This is a genomic window from Sphingobium sp. WTD-1 (assembly GCF_030128825.1).
Taxonomy (GTDB): domain Bacteria; phylum Pseudomonadota; class Alphaproteobacteria; order Sphingomonadales; family Sphingomonadaceae; genus Sphingobium.
Genome location: NZ_CP119127.1, coordinates 1,814,382 through 1,828,339, shown reverse-complemented (window position 1 = coordinate 1,828,339; position 13,958 = coordinate 1,814,382). Strand labels below are relative to the sequence as shown.

Annotated in this window: 11 protein-coding genes; 9 read left to right on the top strand and 2 right to left on the bottom strand. The window is 65.3% G+C overall.

The genetic code is table 11. The features are described 5' to 3' along the window. Positions 1 to 23: 23 nt before the first annotated feature. The 8 genes from N6H05_RS09025 to N6H05_RS08990 all read left to right on the top strand — a co-directional run bounded on the left by N6H05_RS09025 (position 24) and on the right by N6H05_RS08990 (position 10,682). Positions 24 to 815, top strand: a complete 792-nt coding sequence (locus tag N6H05_RS09025) for an IclR family transcriptional regulator (RefSeq protein WP_284113553.1) — start codon at positions 24 to 26, stop codon at positions 813 to 815. Beyond that, complete coding sequence (locus tag N6H05_RS09020; RefSeq protein ID WP_284113552.1) at positions 812 to 1,780, top strand: alpha/beta hydrolase; 969 nt, start codon at positions 812 to 814, stop codon at positions 1,778 to 1,780. The genes N6H05_RS09025 and N6H05_RS09020 overlap by 4 nt, the downstream gene beginning before the upstream one ends. Then, positions 1,777 to 2,568: a GDSL-type esterase/lipase family protein gene (locus N6H05_RS09015; RefSeq protein WP_284113551.1), complete on the top strand. Its 792-nt coding sequence runs from the start codon at positions 1,777 to 1,779 to the stop codon at positions 2,566 to 2,568. Before N6H05_RS09020 ends, N6H05_RS09015 begins: the two co-directional genes overlap by 4 nt. Before the next feature lie 17 nt (positions 2,569 to 2,585). Further along, positions 2,586 to 3,392 (top strand): SGNH/GDSL hydrolase family protein, encoded by an 807-nt coding sequence (locus N6H05_RS09010; RefSeq protein ID WP_284114197.1) that lies wholly within the window; start codon positions 2,586 to 2,588, stop codon positions 3,390 to 3,392. After that, on the top strand, positions 3,392 to 5,017 hold the full coding sequence (locus N6H05_RS09005) for an alpha-L-fucosidase (protein ID WP_284114196.1): 1,626 nt from the start codon (positions 3,392 to 3,394) through the stop codon (positions 5,015 to 5,017). The genes N6H05_RS09010 and N6H05_RS09005 overlap by 1 nt, the downstream gene beginning before the upstream one ends. A 23-nt stretch (positions 5,018 to 5,040) precedes the next feature. Next, a complete protein-coding gene (locus tag N6H05_RS09000; protein ID WP_284113550.1) occupies positions 5,041 to 7,377 on the top strand; it encodes a glycoside hydrolase family 31 protein in 2,337 nt (778 codons plus the stop codon). 13 nt (positions 7,378 to 7,390) lie between these two features. After that, on the top strand, positions 7,391 to 8,854 hold the full coding sequence (locus N6H05_RS08995; RefSeq protein WP_284113549.1) for a GH1 family beta-glucosidase: 1,464 nt from the start codon (positions 7,391 to 7,393) through the stop codon (positions 8,852 to 8,854). A gap of 151 nt (positions 8,855 to 9,005) precedes the next feature. Then, the gene (locus tag N6H05_RS08990; RefSeq protein WP_284113548.1) at positions 9,006 to 10,682 is read left to right on the top strand and encodes a M28 family metallopeptidase; all 1,677 of its coding nucleotides are present in this window, start codon (positions 9,006 to 9,008) and stop codon (positions 10,680 to 10,682) included. Positions 10,683 to 10,721: 39 nt separating this feature from the next. On the opposite strand, the gene N6H05_RS08985 is transcribed toward N6H05_RS08990, so the two are convergent. After that, a complete protein-coding gene (locus N6H05_RS08985; protein WP_004208390.1) occupies positions 10,722 to 11,183 on the bottom strand; it encodes an Lrp/AsnC family transcriptional regulator in 462 nt (153 codons plus the stop codon). A 124-nt stretch (positions 11,184 to 11,307) separates the two neighbouring features. Here N6H05_RS08985 and N6H05_RS08980 point away from each other — a divergent pair, with 124 nt between their 5' ends. Then, positions 11,308 to 12,360 carry a Leu/Phe/Val dehydrogenase gene (locus N6H05_RS08980; protein WP_284113547.1) on the top strand — a complete coding sequence of 351 codons (1,053 nt, stop codon included), beginning with the start codon at positions 11,308 to 11,310 and terminating at the stop codon, positions 12,358 to 12,360. Positions 12,361 to 12,425: 65 nt separating this feature from the next. Here the strand turns inward: N6H05_RS08980 and N6H05_RS08975 are convergent, their stop codons facing one another. Continuing rightward, positions 12,426 to 13,931 (bottom strand): MFS transporter, encoded by a 1,506-nt coding sequence (locus N6H05_RS08975; RefSeq protein WP_284114195.1) that lies wholly within the window; start codon positions 13,929 to 13,931, stop codon positions 12,426 to 12,428. Positions 13,932 to 13,958: the final 27 nt, after the last annotated feature.

Here is a 13,958-nt window from a genome sequence, read left to right as displayed (position 1 = left end):
GCCCGATTGGTGAGGGGATCGGGATGGAAGGCAAGGCGCGCTACCAGGCGCCCGCCCTGAAGAAAGGGCTGGAAATTCTGGAACTTCTGGCCGGCTCCAGCGAGCCGCTGATCATGTCCGATATCTCCGCCGCGCTCGGCCGGTCGGTCAGCGAGATTTTCCGCATGCTCCAGGTGCTGGAGGAACATGGCTATATCGCCCGCGCCGAGGATGGCTATCGCCTGACCAACCGATTGTTCACCCTGGGCATGAGCCAGCCGCCGATTCGCGACCTTGCCTCCACCGCCCTGCCGGTGATGCAGGAACTGGCGCGTCAGGCCGGGCAAAGCTGTCACATGGCGGTGGTGTCGGGCGCGGAAATGGTCGTCATCATCGCGATCGAGGCGCCGGGCCTGTCCGGCTTTGCCGTGCGCGTGGGCTATCGCCGGCCGCTGCACCGTTCCAATTCCGGCCGCATCCTGCTCGCCTTCCAGTCGTCCGAAAATCGCGAGGCGATGCTGAAGGACATCCGGGCCAGTGATCCGCAATTGGAGGAAGCCGATCTGGTCGGGCGACTGGACGCCGCCGTCGCGGCTGGCGGCGCGGTGTCGCCCAGCCCGATGCTGACCGGCATCACCGACCTGTCGGCACCGATCCTGGTCGGCGGGATCGCCCGCGCGTCGCTGACCATGCCCTTTGTCGACGGCGCCGCCAACCGGGCGAGCATCGAGCAGTGCAATGACCTGGTGCGCGCCGCCGCGCAGGCGATCGGCGCGGCCATGTCGCCGATCAAGGATGCGCCATCCCGCGCCACCGCCATGGAGGAAGAGCAATGACCCTGCTGGATCGCCGCAGCGCGCTGATCGCCGCCGCCGGCCTTGCCGCCCTGCCCGGCCTTGCCGCCGCGCAGACAACGACGGCCGACGAGGTGATCGAACTATGGCCCGGCCCGCCGCCCGGCAACACGGGCGCGCGGATCGTCCGCAAGATCGACGACCAGTCGAAAGACCCGGCCAAGCCCGATCGCTGGGTGACGGGGATTGCCCGCCCCCTGCTGGTGGTGCGCCGCCCTGCCCGCCCCAATGGCGCGGCGATGCTGGTCGTGCCCGGCGGCGGATATGGCTTCCTGTCCTACGACAATGAAGGCACGAGCCAGGCCGCCTGGCTCAACGAACGGGGCATCACCGCCTTCATCCTTCTCTATCGCCTGCCCGGCGAAGGCTGGGCGCAGCGGCAGGACGTGCCGTTGCAGGATGCCCAGCGCGCGATGCGGCTGATCCGCGCGCGGGCTGTCAATTTCGCTGTCGACAAGCGCCGCGTCGGCGTGCTCGGCTTCTCGGCCGGCGGCCATCTGGCGGGATCGCTGGCGACGCGGCATGGCGAGCGCGTCTATGCCCCGGTCGATGCCGCCGATCGGGAAAGCGCGCGCCCCGATGTCGCCGGCCTCATCTATCCGGTGGTCAGCCTCGACGCGCCCTTCACCCATGGCGGGTCGCGCGACATGCTGCTGGGCGACGGCGCCAGCGCCGATATGCGCCGGGCGCGGTCGGTGGAGATGCGGGTGGACGCCGATACGGCGCCCATCTTCCTGGTCCATGCCAGCGACGACGGGCTGGTGCCGCCGGCCAACAGCATCGCCCTGTTTCAGGCGATGGAAGTCGCCAAGCGCCCGGTCGCGCTCCATATCTTCGAGGATGGCGGCCATGGTTTCGGCGTGCGCCTGCCCGGGACGATGCAGGCGTCGGCCTGGCCCGGCCTGTTCATGACATTCGCCGCCAAGCAGGGATTGCTGGCGCAATGAAGACAGCGCTGTCGATAGGTCTGCTCGCGCTTGTCGCCAGCGCTGCGTCCGCGGCACCCGACTCCTATCAAAGCTCGCCCGAACGCCGCACCGTCGCGGAAAAGGATTGGGGACCATGGCTTGGCCCGTTCCGCGCCAAGCTGGTGCCCAGTCTGATGCAGGATTTTGGCGAACGCTATCTCTACGCCCCGGCCAATGCCGCCCTGCCCGCACCGAAACCGGGCGAGCAGCGGGTCGTGTTCCTGGGCGATTCCATCACCGATCGCTGGAACCTGGCCGCCAGCTTCCCCGGCAAGCCCTATGTCAATCGCGGCATCGGCAGCCAGGTGACGGCGCAGATGCTGCTGCGCTTCCATCAGGATGTCGTGGCGCTGAAGCCGAAGGTCGTGGTGATCCTGTCCGGCATCAATGATGTCCAGGGCTTCCTGCAACAGGAAAGGCCCGAGCAGATCGAGGCCAATTGGGAAGCGATGGCCGACGTCGCCGCCGCCCATAACATCAAGGTCGTGTTCGGATCGATCCTGCCGGTCAACAACTATACCGACGCAGCGAAGGATGTGGTGGCGGAGCGCAAGCCGGCCGAACTGGTCGCGCTCAACCAGTGGCTGCGCGCCTTTTGTGCGCAGCATGGCCATGTTTTTGCGGACTATCATAGCGCGCTGGTCGACCAGAATGGCCTGATGACCGCCGCCTATACGCAGGACGGCGTGCATCCGCTCGACAATGGATACGCCGTGATGGCACCCATCGCGCAACACGCGATCGAACAGGCATTGCGCCACAAATGAGGAAGGGGAGAAGGATGATGTATCGCCTGACGACCGCGCTCTGCGCACTGGGACTGGGCTTGGGACTGACCGGGGCCGCCTATGCCGAAACCAAGGTGCCGGGCGATCCGCATGCCGATGATCCGGTCGGCATCGTCGCCGATCCCTGCCCCACCCATGAAAAGCCGAGCGACGAGGCTGGCTGGAAGCTGTGGAACCTGCACATGCTGACCCGCGATTTCGGGCAGCTCTGCCGCTATGCCGCCGCCAACAAGGCGATCGAAGGGCAAAAGGTCCGCGTCGTCTTCATGGGCGATTCCATCACCGACAACTGGATCAACCTGGACCCGACCATGTTCCAGAACGGGCTGGTCGATCGCGGCATCAGCGGCCAGACGACGCAGCAGATGCTGGTGCGCTTCCGCAATGACGTGATCGCGCTGAAGCCGCAGGCGGTCCACATCATGGCGATGACCAACGACATCGCCGGCAATACCGGCGCGGCGACGATGGAAACGGTGCTGGGCAATATCCAGACCATGGCCGACCTTGCCCGCGCGCACGGCATCAAGGTCATCATCGCCTCCGTACCGCCCGCTGCCGCCTTCCCCTGGAGCCCCGGCATGACGCCCGCACCGCAGGTCGCCGCGATCAATAAGTGGCTGGCCGACTATGCCCGCGCCAACGGCTTCACCTTTATCGACTATCACAAGGCGATGGCACAGCCCGATGGCGCGATGAAGCCGGGTCTGTCGAGCGACGGCGTCCATCCGACCAAGGAAGGCTATGCCATCATGCGTCCGCTAGCCGAGGCCGCGATCGCCAAAGCGCTCGGAGAGAAATGATGCAGGATTTCGGACGCCGATCCTTCCTGGCGGGCGCGGCTGCGCTGGGCCTGGCCAATGCCGCCCGCGCGGCCAGCCCTATGGGCACCGCCAAGGGCCCGGTGCAGGCAAGCTGGCCCTCGCTGGTCGACAATTACCGCTATCCCGACTGGTTCCGCGACGCGAAGCTGGGGATGTGGTCGCACTGGGGGCCGCAATCGGTGCCGGCGCAGGGCGACTGGTATGGCCGCTTCATGTATATGCAGGGCCACCCGATGTACGAGCACCACCTCAAGACCTACGGCCATCCGTCGGTCGCGGGGATGAAGGACATCCAGAATCTCTGGACCGCCGACAAGTGGGATCCCGATGCGCTGATGGCCAAATATCAGAAGGCCGGCGCGAAATATTTCATGGCGCTGGCCTGCCATCATGACAATCTCGATTGCTATGACAGCCGCTATCATGCCTGGAACAGCCTGCGCGTCGGGCCGAAGAAGGATATTGTCGGCATCTGGGAAAAGGCCGCGCGCAAGGCCGGCCTGAAATTCGGCGTGTCGAACCATGCCGCCCATGCCTGGCACTGGTATCAGCCCGCTTATGGTTATGATCCGGTCGGCCCGCAGAAGGGCGTGCGCTACGACGCGTTCCAGCTGCGCAAGGAAGACGGCAAGGGCCAATGGTGGGAGGGCCTCGACCCGCGCGAACTCTATACCGGCGGCCATGCCGTGCTGCCCGACGGCATCGACACGATCGAGGCGATGGACAAATGGCACGACGCCAATAACGGCCAGTGGATCGAGACCGGGCCGAAGGACGACCCGGCCTATGTCACCCGCTGGCTGCTGCGCCAGACCGACCTGGTCGCGAAATACAAGCCCGACATGGTCTATATGGACGATCATGAACTGCCCTTCGGCCCCGTAGGGCTGGAAGCGGCCGCGGACTATTATAACCGGTCGATCGAATGGCATGGCAAGATCGACGTGGTCATGACCGGCAAGCAGTTGAAGCCCTATGCCCGGTTCGGCATCGTCCAGGATGTCGAGCGCGGCTATACCGACCATATCTGGGACGAGCCCTGGCAGACCGATACCTGCATCGGCGACTGGTTCTACAATATCGCCCGGCTGACCGACAAAAGCTACAAGAGCGCCGAGCAGGTGATCCAGCGGCTGGCCGATGTCGTGTCGAAGAACGGCAATCTGATGCTGTCCATCCCGCAGCCCGGCGACGGCTCCATCGACAGCGAGGCGGAGAAGATCCTGGACGCGATGGCCGGATGGATGGTGCATGGCGGCGAAGCGATCTTTGGTTCGCGGCCGTGGAAGCGCTATGGCGAAGGGCCGACCCAGGCGATCGTCGGCATGCAGAATGAGGAGAAGGCCAAGCCCTTCACCGCGCAGGACATCCGCTTCACCACCAACAAGGGCGCGCTCTATGCGCTGTTCCTGGGCAAGCCCGCCGGATCTACGACCATCCGCTCACTGGCGCGCGGCCAGGGGACTGGCACAATCGAACGGGTGACGCTGCTCGGCGGCGGCCAGCTTGCCTTCCGTCAGGATGGCGCGGGCCTCCACTTCACCATGCCGCACGGCATCGATTTCGTCCCCGTCGTCCGCATCGACGGCCGGGGTCTGGTTTAATGCAAGTACAGGGAATGACTGGGATGATCGCAAAGGGCTTCAAGGCAAGACTGGCGGGGATCGCATTGGGTGCATCCTGCCTAGCCATCGCCGCACCGGCGCTGGCTGCGCCGATGGCGCTGCTGGACCGCAATGGCAGCCGGGTCGCGATCGAACCCTATGCCCCCAATATCGTGCGCGTCACCATCGCGATGGACCCGGACCTGGCGCAGGCGGCACCGGGCGAAGGCCCCAATGCCAAGGCCGATGCCAGCGGCTGGACCCATAGCAGCGACGCGACCGGCGACATCTTCACCTCCTCGGCGATCTCGCTGACGATCGATGCCCAGCCCTGGCCCGGCGCGCCGACCCAGATGCAGCGCTATTTCGCCCCGGCCCTGCCGCCGGTCAGCCTGTCGGTGAAGGATGCCAGCGGCACGGTCCTCACCAAGATGACCGGCTGGGAAATGGCGCCCGTGACAGTCAATGGCGAGAAGACCTTCAAGGTCGGCGCCAGCTTCGATTCCCCGGCGGACGAACATTATTATGGCCTGGGCCAGAACCAGGAAGGCTATATGGATCTGCGCGGCAAGCAGATCGACTGTTCGCACAGCTATGACGCGCCGGCCGGCGAAACCGTCTGCGTGCCCTTTCTGGTCACCAACAAGGGCTATGGCATCGTCTGGGACAATCCGGCGCGCACGCTGGTGTGGCCGGGCCTCCACAGCTCGACCCGATTCCAGAGCCAGGTCGGCGAGCGCGTCTCCTTCTTCGTCATCACCGGCAAGACCACCGATGACCTCTATGCCGGCTATGCCAAGCTGACCGGTGCGACGCCGCTGCCGCCCAAGGCCGGTTTCGGCCTGATCCAGAGCAAGGCGCGCTATGAGAGCCAGAAGGAACTGCTCGACATCGCCAATGGCTATCGCCAGCGCAATCTGCCGCTCGACGTCATGGTGCTCGACTGGTTCTACTGGACCCGCATGGGCCAGCTCGACATCGACCGCACCTATTATCCCGACCCCAAGGGGATGAACGACCAGCTCAATGCCATGGGCATGCGTTCGATCATCAGCGTGTGGCCGCGGTTCGAGCGCGAAGGGCGCTATTTCGAGTTCCTCAAGGCCAAGGGCTGGTTCCTGCATGACAAGGACGGCAACCCCATCGACGGCCTGCCGATGCGGTCCGACCGGGCCGGCGCGCTGATCGACAGCACCAACCCGCAAGCGCGGGAATGGTTCTGGGGCAAACTGCGCGACAATATCGCCAGCCAGGGCTTCGACTGGTTCTGGCTGGATGAGACCGAGCCGGATCTGGTGCCCGACGGCTATCAATATTCGATCGGGTCGGGCGACCGCTATCATAACCTGTTCCCGCTGGTGCATACGTCGGGCGTGGCCGAAGGCTCGGAGCGCGACCGCCCCAATTTCCGCAACATGATCCTGGCGCGCGCCGCCTATCTGGGGTCGCAGCGCAATGGCGGCCTGTTCTGGTCCTCGGACATCAAGTCGACCTGGGAAGCGCTGGAGCGGCAGGTGCCCGCCGGCCTCAACTTCACCGCGTCGGGCCTGGCCTATTGGGGCAGCGACATTGGCGGCTGGCAGTGGCCGAACGGCCCCAAGGCGCAGAACCCGGTGCTGGTCGATCCGGCCGGCATGACGGCGGCAGGTGCGGACTATACCGACTATCCCGAACTGTTCGTGCGCTGGTTCGAATATAGCGTGTTCACGCCGACACTGCGTATCCATGGCCAGCGTCCCGGCACCGCGCTGTGGGAATATGGCAAGGCGGCCGAGCCGATCCTGGCTGACTGGCTGCGCCTGCGCTACACGCTGATGCCCTATATCTATGCGCTGGGACGTCACACCTATGACACCGGCGCGCCGTTCATGCGCGGCCTGTTCATGGACTTCCCGAACGATCCCAAGGTGTCGGACATCGGCGACCAATATATGTTCGGCCCCGCCTTCCTGGTCGCCCCGGTGACCAAGCAGGGCCAGACCAAGCGCCCGGTCTATCTGCCGGCCGGCAGCGCCTGGTATGATTATTGGACCAACCAGAAGTATGAGGGCGGCCAGACGATCGAGGTGGATGCACCGATCAATCGCATGCCGCTGTTCGTGAAGGCCGGTTCGATCGTGCCGATGGGCGTGCAGGTGAAGAGCACGGCCGAGAAGCAGGCCCTGGAGAGCATCCGGGTTTATCCGGGTGCCGATGCGCGCTTCACCCTTTATGACGATGACGGCACGACCAATGCCTATCGCAAGGGCGGCATGAAGGCCGAACTGGTCTGGGACGACAAGGCAAAGACGCTGACGAGCAAGACGAAGCTGCCTACCGGCCAGGCCATCGGCGGCCTGGTGCAGATCGTCGGTCAATAAGGAGACGAAGAAGATGACGGGTATCAATCGCCGCGAACTGGGCCTAGGCTTGGGCGCCGCCGCGCTGGGCGCCGGCCTGGCCGGCAGCACCGGTGCGAACGCGCAGGCCGCAGCCGCGGCCGCCGGCGCACCGCAGGGCAGCCTCGCCTTCCCCTCCGACTTCCTGTGGGGCTGCGCAACCGCATCCTATCAGATCGAGGGCGCCGTGAATGCCGACGGCCGCGGCCAGACCAACTGGGACGTATTTTCCCACACGCCCGGCAAGGTCGCCAATGGCGACACCGGCGACGTCGCCTGCGACAGCTATAACCGCTATCAGGACGATATCGCCCTGCTGAAGGCGCTGGGCGTCAAGGCCTATCGCTTCTCGATCGCCTGGTCGCGCATCTTCCCCAATGGCCGGGGCAAGCCCAATGCCAAGGGGCTGGACTATTATAACCGTCTGGTCGACGGGCTGCTGACGGCGGGCATCACCCCGCATGTCACCATGTTCCACTGGGATCTGCCCCATGCCCTGCCGGGCGGCTGGCAGAATCGCGACACCAGCTACGCCTTTGCCGACTATGCCGGCTATACCGCCGGCAAGCTGGGCGACCGCGTCAATCACTTCATGACGGTCAACGAACTGCGCTGCTTCACCGACCTCAGCTACATGACCGGCGGCAAGGCGCCGGGCCTGAAGCTGCCGATGAAGGAGGTGAACCAGGTGCGCCACCATGGCGTGCTGGCCCATGGCCTGGGCGTGCAGGCGATCCGCGCCGCGACCAAGTCGGGCACGCAGGTCGGCATTGCCGACAATCCCAACATCTATGTCCCCGCGATCGAGACGCCCGAGCATATCGAGGCGGTGAAGAAGGCCGTGCGCGAAGAGAACGCCATGTTCCTGACCGCGATCATGGAAGGCCGCTATATCGACAGCTATCTGACCGCGCAGGGCAAGGACGCCCCGGTGGTCAAGGAAGGCGACATGAAGCTGATCGGTGCGCCGCTCGATTTCCTGTCGGTCAATGTCTATACCGGCAACACCGTCCGCGCCGACGAGACCGCGCCGTCGGGCTACAAGATCCTGCCTCATCCGGGTCAGGCGCCGCGCATGCCCTCCCCCTGGCTCTATGTCACGCCCGAGGTCATCTATTGGGGGATGCGCGCCATCAACGAAAACTGGAAGCCCAAGGGCCTCTATATCTCGGAAAATGGTTGCTCGGCCGACGACAAGGTGGCCGACGACGGCAAGGTCTATGACACCGACCGCGTCATGTATCTGCGCAATTACCTCACCCACCTCCAGCGCGCGACCCGCGAGGGGCTGCCGGTGAAGGGCTATTTCGTCTGGAGCCTGATGGACAATTTCGAGTGGGAGGATGGCTATACCAAGCTGTTCGGCATCCACCATGTCGACTTCAAGACCCAGAAGCGCACGCCCAAGCTCAGCGCCGACTGGTATCGCGAACTGGTGCGCACCAACAAACTGGTGTGACCCGAGCGCCGCCGCCATCCCCTTGCGGATGGCGGCGGCGCCCTAAAATTCCACGCCATATCGACATATGGCGTCGCATGGGCATTATCCCCTCGCATTGCCGGCCGCTGACTCGCGCCGCGCAATATCCAAGAGAGATAAGGAGTTACCCATGACGATGTCGCCGCTGTCCCGTGCCTCCCGCGCCGCCTGGCGGACGCTGGCCTGTGCCGGGCTGCTGTCCGCTTCCGCCCTGGCCGTGGCGGCCACGACCGCGCCGCAGTTCGACGTCGCGCGCATCGTCAACGACATCAAGATCCTGGCCAGCGACGAGTTTGAAGGCCGTGGCCCGGCGACCCGCGCCGAGACCAAGACGATCGACTATATCGCCAAGCAGATGGCGGCGGCCGGGCTGAAGCCCGCCGGCGACAAGGGCACATGGTTCCAGGACGTGCCGCTGCGCATGTCGAACATCACCGGCACGCCCAGCCTGTCGATGACCGTGGGCGGCGCGGCCCAGCCGCTGACCCAGGGCACGGAAATCGCCGTGCGCGCGGCCGAGACCGGCCAGTCGGCGGTCAAGTTCGCAAACCTTCCGCTGGTCTTCGTCGGCTATGGCGTGAAGGCGCCCGAACGCGGCTGGGACGATTTCAAGGGCGTGGATCTCAAGGGCAAGATCATGGTCGTGCTGGTCAACGACCCCGATTTCGAGGGCGGCGAAGGCGATTTCGGCGGCAAGCTGATGACCTATTATGGCCGCTGGACCTACAAATATGAAGAAGCCGCGCGCCAGGGCGCGGCCGGCGTGCTGGTGGTGCATGAAAGCGAGCCCGCCTCCTATGGCTGGGCGACGGTCAAGAACAGCAACACCAACACCATGTTCGACATCGTCCGCGCCGATCCCAAGAGCGCCCACACCCAGATGGAAGGCTGGATCCAGAAGGATCTGGCCGCCAAGCTGCTGGCCGCGTCGGGCGTCGATTTCGAGGCGGCCAAGGCGGCCGCGCGCAAGAAGGACTTCAAGCCCATTCCCCTGAAGGCGACGATGAGCGCCGACTATGCGGTGAAGTCGGAAATCATCACCTCGCACAATGTCGCGGGCATCCTGCCGGGCAGCAAATATCCCGACGAGACCGTCATCTATTCCGCACACTGGGACCATCTGGGCATCGGCGCGCCGGATGCGAAGGGCGACATCATCTATAATGGCGCGCGCGACAATGCGTCGGGCACCGCCGCCCTGCTGGAACTGGCCCGCGCCTATGCCAAGGGCCCCAAGCCCGAGCGCAGCGTGCTGTTCCTGGCGGTGACGGCCGAGGAGAAGGGCCTGCTGGGTTCGGAATATTATGCCGACAATCCGCTGCGCCCGCTGGCGACCACGGCCGGCGTCATCAACATGGACGGCCCCTTCGCCGCCGAGAAGACGGTCAACTTCTCCATCTCCGGCGCGGCGAAGCTGGACCTGCTGACCCTGTTGACGCAGGAAGGCGAGAAGCTGGGCCGCCATTATACGCCGGATGCGCGCCCAGAAGCGGGCAGCTTCTACCGGTCCGACCATTTCCCGATGGCCAAGCGCGGCGTGCCCGCCATCTCGTTCAATCCGGGCCGCGAACTGGTGAATGGCGGCGCGGCGCGCGGCAAGGAACTGGGCGATATCTATACCCGCGATCGCTATCACCAGCCGGCCGACCAATATGACGACAGCTGGAACACCAGCAGCTGGGAGGGTGACATGACCCTGCTCTACAATGTCGGTCGCCGCGTGGCCGACGGCCATGACTGGCCCAACTGGTCGAGCGACAGCGAATTCCGCGCTGCCCGCGACGCCAGCCAGGCACAGCGCAAGTAAGATGTGAGGCGTGGCGGCCGGTGCCTACCGGCCGCCATGTCATATCGGCAGTTCGTGGGTCGACTTGATTTCCGACAGGGCGACGGTCGAGTTGATTTCCTGGACGCCGGGCAGCTTGCTCAGCCGTTCGAAGAAGAAGCGTTCATAGGCCTCGATATCCTTGGCCACGATGCGCAGCATGAAATCCATCGTGCCGAGCAGCACGAACGCCTCCAGCACTTCGGGAAAGCCGCCGATCGCGGCGCTGAATTCGTCCAGATTGGCGCGGCCATGGGCGTTGAGCTTTACCTGAGCGAAGACCTGGGCATTGAGGCCGACCTTGCGCCGGTCGAGCAAGGCCACCCGCTTGCGGATCAGCCCTTCCTTTTCCAGCCGATCGATGCGGCGCCAGCAGGGCGACGGGGTCAGCCCGACCTTGTCCGCAATCTCCGCCGTGGTCTGGCTGGCATCGCGCTGCAATTCGCGGAGAATCTTCCGCTCGAAATGGTCGAGTTCGATCATATTTTCCTACATATCGCCAATGACAGGATAATTCATCCTCATATTGGCGATATCGGGCTTCAAATCAGGCAAGATTCTTCTCTGGCGACCGGCGATAAGGCGGCATCATCCCGAGGAGAAGAATATGGTTTCCCGTCCTGCCCGCCTGAACCCGCCGATGCAGTCGGTGCGGCTGCTTGATCCCGCCAGCGGGCTGGACGGCGTGATTGCCATCCACAGCACCGCGATCGGGCCGGGCGCCGGCGGCTGCCGCTTCTGGCATTATGCCGATATCGGCGCGGCGCTGGACGATGCCTGCCGCCTGGCCGAAGGCATGAGCTACAAGAATGCCATGGCCGGCCTGCCCTTTGGCGGCGCCAAGGCGGTGCTGCGCCGGCCCGAAGGCGAGTTCGACCGGGTCGCGCTGTTCCAGGCGTTCGGCCGCGCTGTCGAGGAACTGGGCGGCACCTATGTCACCGCCGAAGATGTCGGCACCAGCGTCGCCGACATGCAGGCAGTCGCCAGCCAGACCCGCCATGTCGCGGGCCTGGATGTCGCCGAGGGCGCGGCCGGCGGCGATCCGTCGCCCTGGACCGCGCTGGGCGTGTTCGAGGCGATGCAGGCGGCGGCCCGCCAGTCGCTGGGCGCCGAACTGTCCGACCTGACGGTCGCGGTGCAGGGCACCGGCAATGTCGGCGCGGCGCTGTGCCGTCGCCTGGCCGATGCCGGCGCCCGCCTGGTGATCGCCGATATCGATCCGCGCCGCCGCAACACGCTGGCCGCCGTGCTGAACGCGAATGTGGTGGACGTGGCCGACATCGCCGCGGTCGAGGCGGATATCTTTGCCCCCTGCGCCCTGGGCGGCGCGCTCGATCCGCAGAGCGTGGCGGCGATGCAGGCCCGCCTGGTCTGCGGCGCGGCCAACAACCAGCTGGCGACGCCCGATGTGGCGGAGCTGCTGCGGACGCGCGGCATCGTCTATGTGCCCGACTATGTCGCCAATGCCGGCGGGATCATCAGCGTGTCGGCCGAATATCTGGGCGAGGACCGCGCCAGCGTCGCCGCCCGCGTCGACCAGATCGGCGGCCGGGTCGCCCAGATACTGGACCAGGCCAAGCGCGAGGAACGCTCCCCCGCGCTGGTCGCCGACGAAATGGCCGAGGCCATCATCGCCGAAGCGGAACGCCAGGCGGCGTAATTGCAAGCCGCAATGATGCTGCGCATCAGCGGCTTGATAGTCCCCCTTCCCCTCTGCGCTGCCGGTCAGTCCCGGCAGCGCAGGGTGGCGAGCGCCGCCAGCAGCATGACGGCGCCGGCAAAGGCCATGGTCCAGATCGGTTCGGTCGGGAAGAAATGGCGCATGATCGTGCCCATCACCGTCGCCACCAGCAATTGCGGGATGACGACGAAGGCGTTGAACAGCCCCATATAGATGCCGAGCTTGGTCTGCGGCACGCTGGAGGCGAGCATCGCATAGGGCATGGCGAGGGTCGATGCCCAGGCGATGCCGATCGCCACTTCCGACAATAGCAGCGCCTGCGCATCGCGCAGGACGAGGAAGGACAGGAAGCCCAGCGCGCCAAGCGTGAGCGCCAGCGCATGGGTTTGGGCCTGGCCGATGCGGCGGGCAAGCGGCTGGAGCAGGAAGGGCGCAGCGAAGGCGGCCACGCCATTATAGGTGGCGAAGAGGATGCCGACCCAATTGCCCCCTTCATTATAGGCGGCGCTGGTCGGGTCGGCCGATCCGAAGACATATTGGGCGACCACCGGCGTAGTATAGATCCACATGATGAAGAGCGCCGACCAGGTGAAGAACTGGACCAGCGCCAGCTTCTTCATCATCGCCGGCATGGTCGCGAAATTGCCGACCACATGGCTGAGCAGATTGTCGGTCCGACCCTGCGCATGGAGGGGCCGCGCGACGATGCGGGCGATGCCATAGGCGGCAAGGAGCCCGCCCAGCAGATACAGCTCCTTTTCCAGCGCCCAGCCCCAGACAGCGGCGATGATGGCGAGGCCGGCGACGATCCAGAGCGGACCACCGGCGGGGACCGGTGGCGCCGCCTCATGGCTTGCCGCGTCGCTGGCCTGTGCAAAGCGGGCCATCTGCTCGGGCGAATATTCGCGGGTGGTGAGCACGGTCCAGAGCACGGCGAGGAACAGCGCAGCACCGCCGATATAGAAGCTAATGCGCACCGTGTCGGGGATCATGCCGGCGGGCGCGACATTGGAGACGCCCAGCTGGTCGAGCAGCCAGGGGGTTGAGGAGCCGATCACCGCGCCAGTGCCGATGAAGGCGGTCTGGATCGCATAGCCGGCCATATGCTGTTCCTTCGCCAGCATGTCGCCGACAAAGGCGCGGAACGGCTCCATCGAGACGTTGAGCGAGGCGTCGAGAATCCAGAGCATCAGCGCGGCGGCCATCAGGCCCGGGGCATTCGGCATGCCGAACAAAGCGAGCGCTGCGAACAGCGCACCGGCAAAGAAATAGGGCCGGCGGCGGCCGAGGCGGCACCAGGTGCGGTCGCTATAATGGCCGATCACCGGCTGGACCAGCAGGCCGGTCAGCGGCGCGGCGATCCACAGCAAGGCGAGATTGTCGAGATTTTCCCCCAGCGACTGGAAGATGCGCGACATGTTGGCGTTCTGCAGCGCGAAGCCGATCTGGATGCCGAAGAAGCCGAAGCTGATATTCCACAGCCCCCAAAAGCTCTGGCGCGGCCGACCGTCGGACGTCGTCGCGCCCGTTTCCAGCCCCATCTCATTCATTCCGGCCATCCCCATCCTTCGCCTTAA

Coding starts and splice junctions, on each gene's coding strand:
- N6H05_RS09025 (WP_284113553.1), top strand. CDS start 24: ATGGAAGGCAAGGCGCGCTACCAGGCGCCCGCCCTGAAGAAAGGGCTG.
- N6H05_RS09020 (WP_284113552.1), top strand. CDS start 812: ATGACCCTGCTGGATCGCCGCAGCGCGCTGATCGCCGCCGCCGGCCTT.
- N6H05_RS09015 (WP_284113551.1), top strand. CDS start 1,777: ATGAAGACAGCGCTGTCGATAGGTCTGCTCGCGCTTGTCGCCAGCGCT.
- N6H05_RS09010 (WP_284114197.1), top strand. CDS start 2,586: ATGTATCGCCTGACGACCGCGCTCTGCGCACTGGGACTGGGCTTGGGA.
- N6H05_RS09005 (WP_284114196.1), top strand. CDS start 3,392: ATGCAGGATTTCGGACGCCGATCCTTCCTGGCGGGCGCGGCTGCGCTG.
- N6H05_RS09000 (WP_284113550.1), top strand. CDS start 5,041: ATGATCGCAAAGGGCTTCAAGGCAAGACTGGCGGGGATCGCATTGGGT.
- N6H05_RS08995 (WP_284113549.1), top strand. CDS start 7,391: ATGACGGGTATCAATCGCCGCGAACTGGGCCTAGGCTTGGGCGCCGCC.
- N6H05_RS08990 (WP_284113548.1), top strand. CDS start 9,006: ATGACGATGTCGCCGCTGTCCCGTGCCTCCCGCGCCGCCTGGCGGACG.
- N6H05_RS08985 (WP_004208390.1), bottom strand. CDS start 11,183: ATGATCGAACTCGACCATTTCGAGCGGAAGATTCTCCGCGAATTGCAG.
- N6H05_RS08980 (WP_284113547.1), top strand. CDS start 11,308: ATGGTTTCCCGTCCTGCCCGCCTGAACCCGCCGATGCAGTCGGTGCGG.
- N6H05_RS08975 (WP_284114195.1), bottom strand. CDS start 13,931: ATGAATGAGATGGGGCTGGAAACGGGCGCGACGACGTCCGACGGTCGG.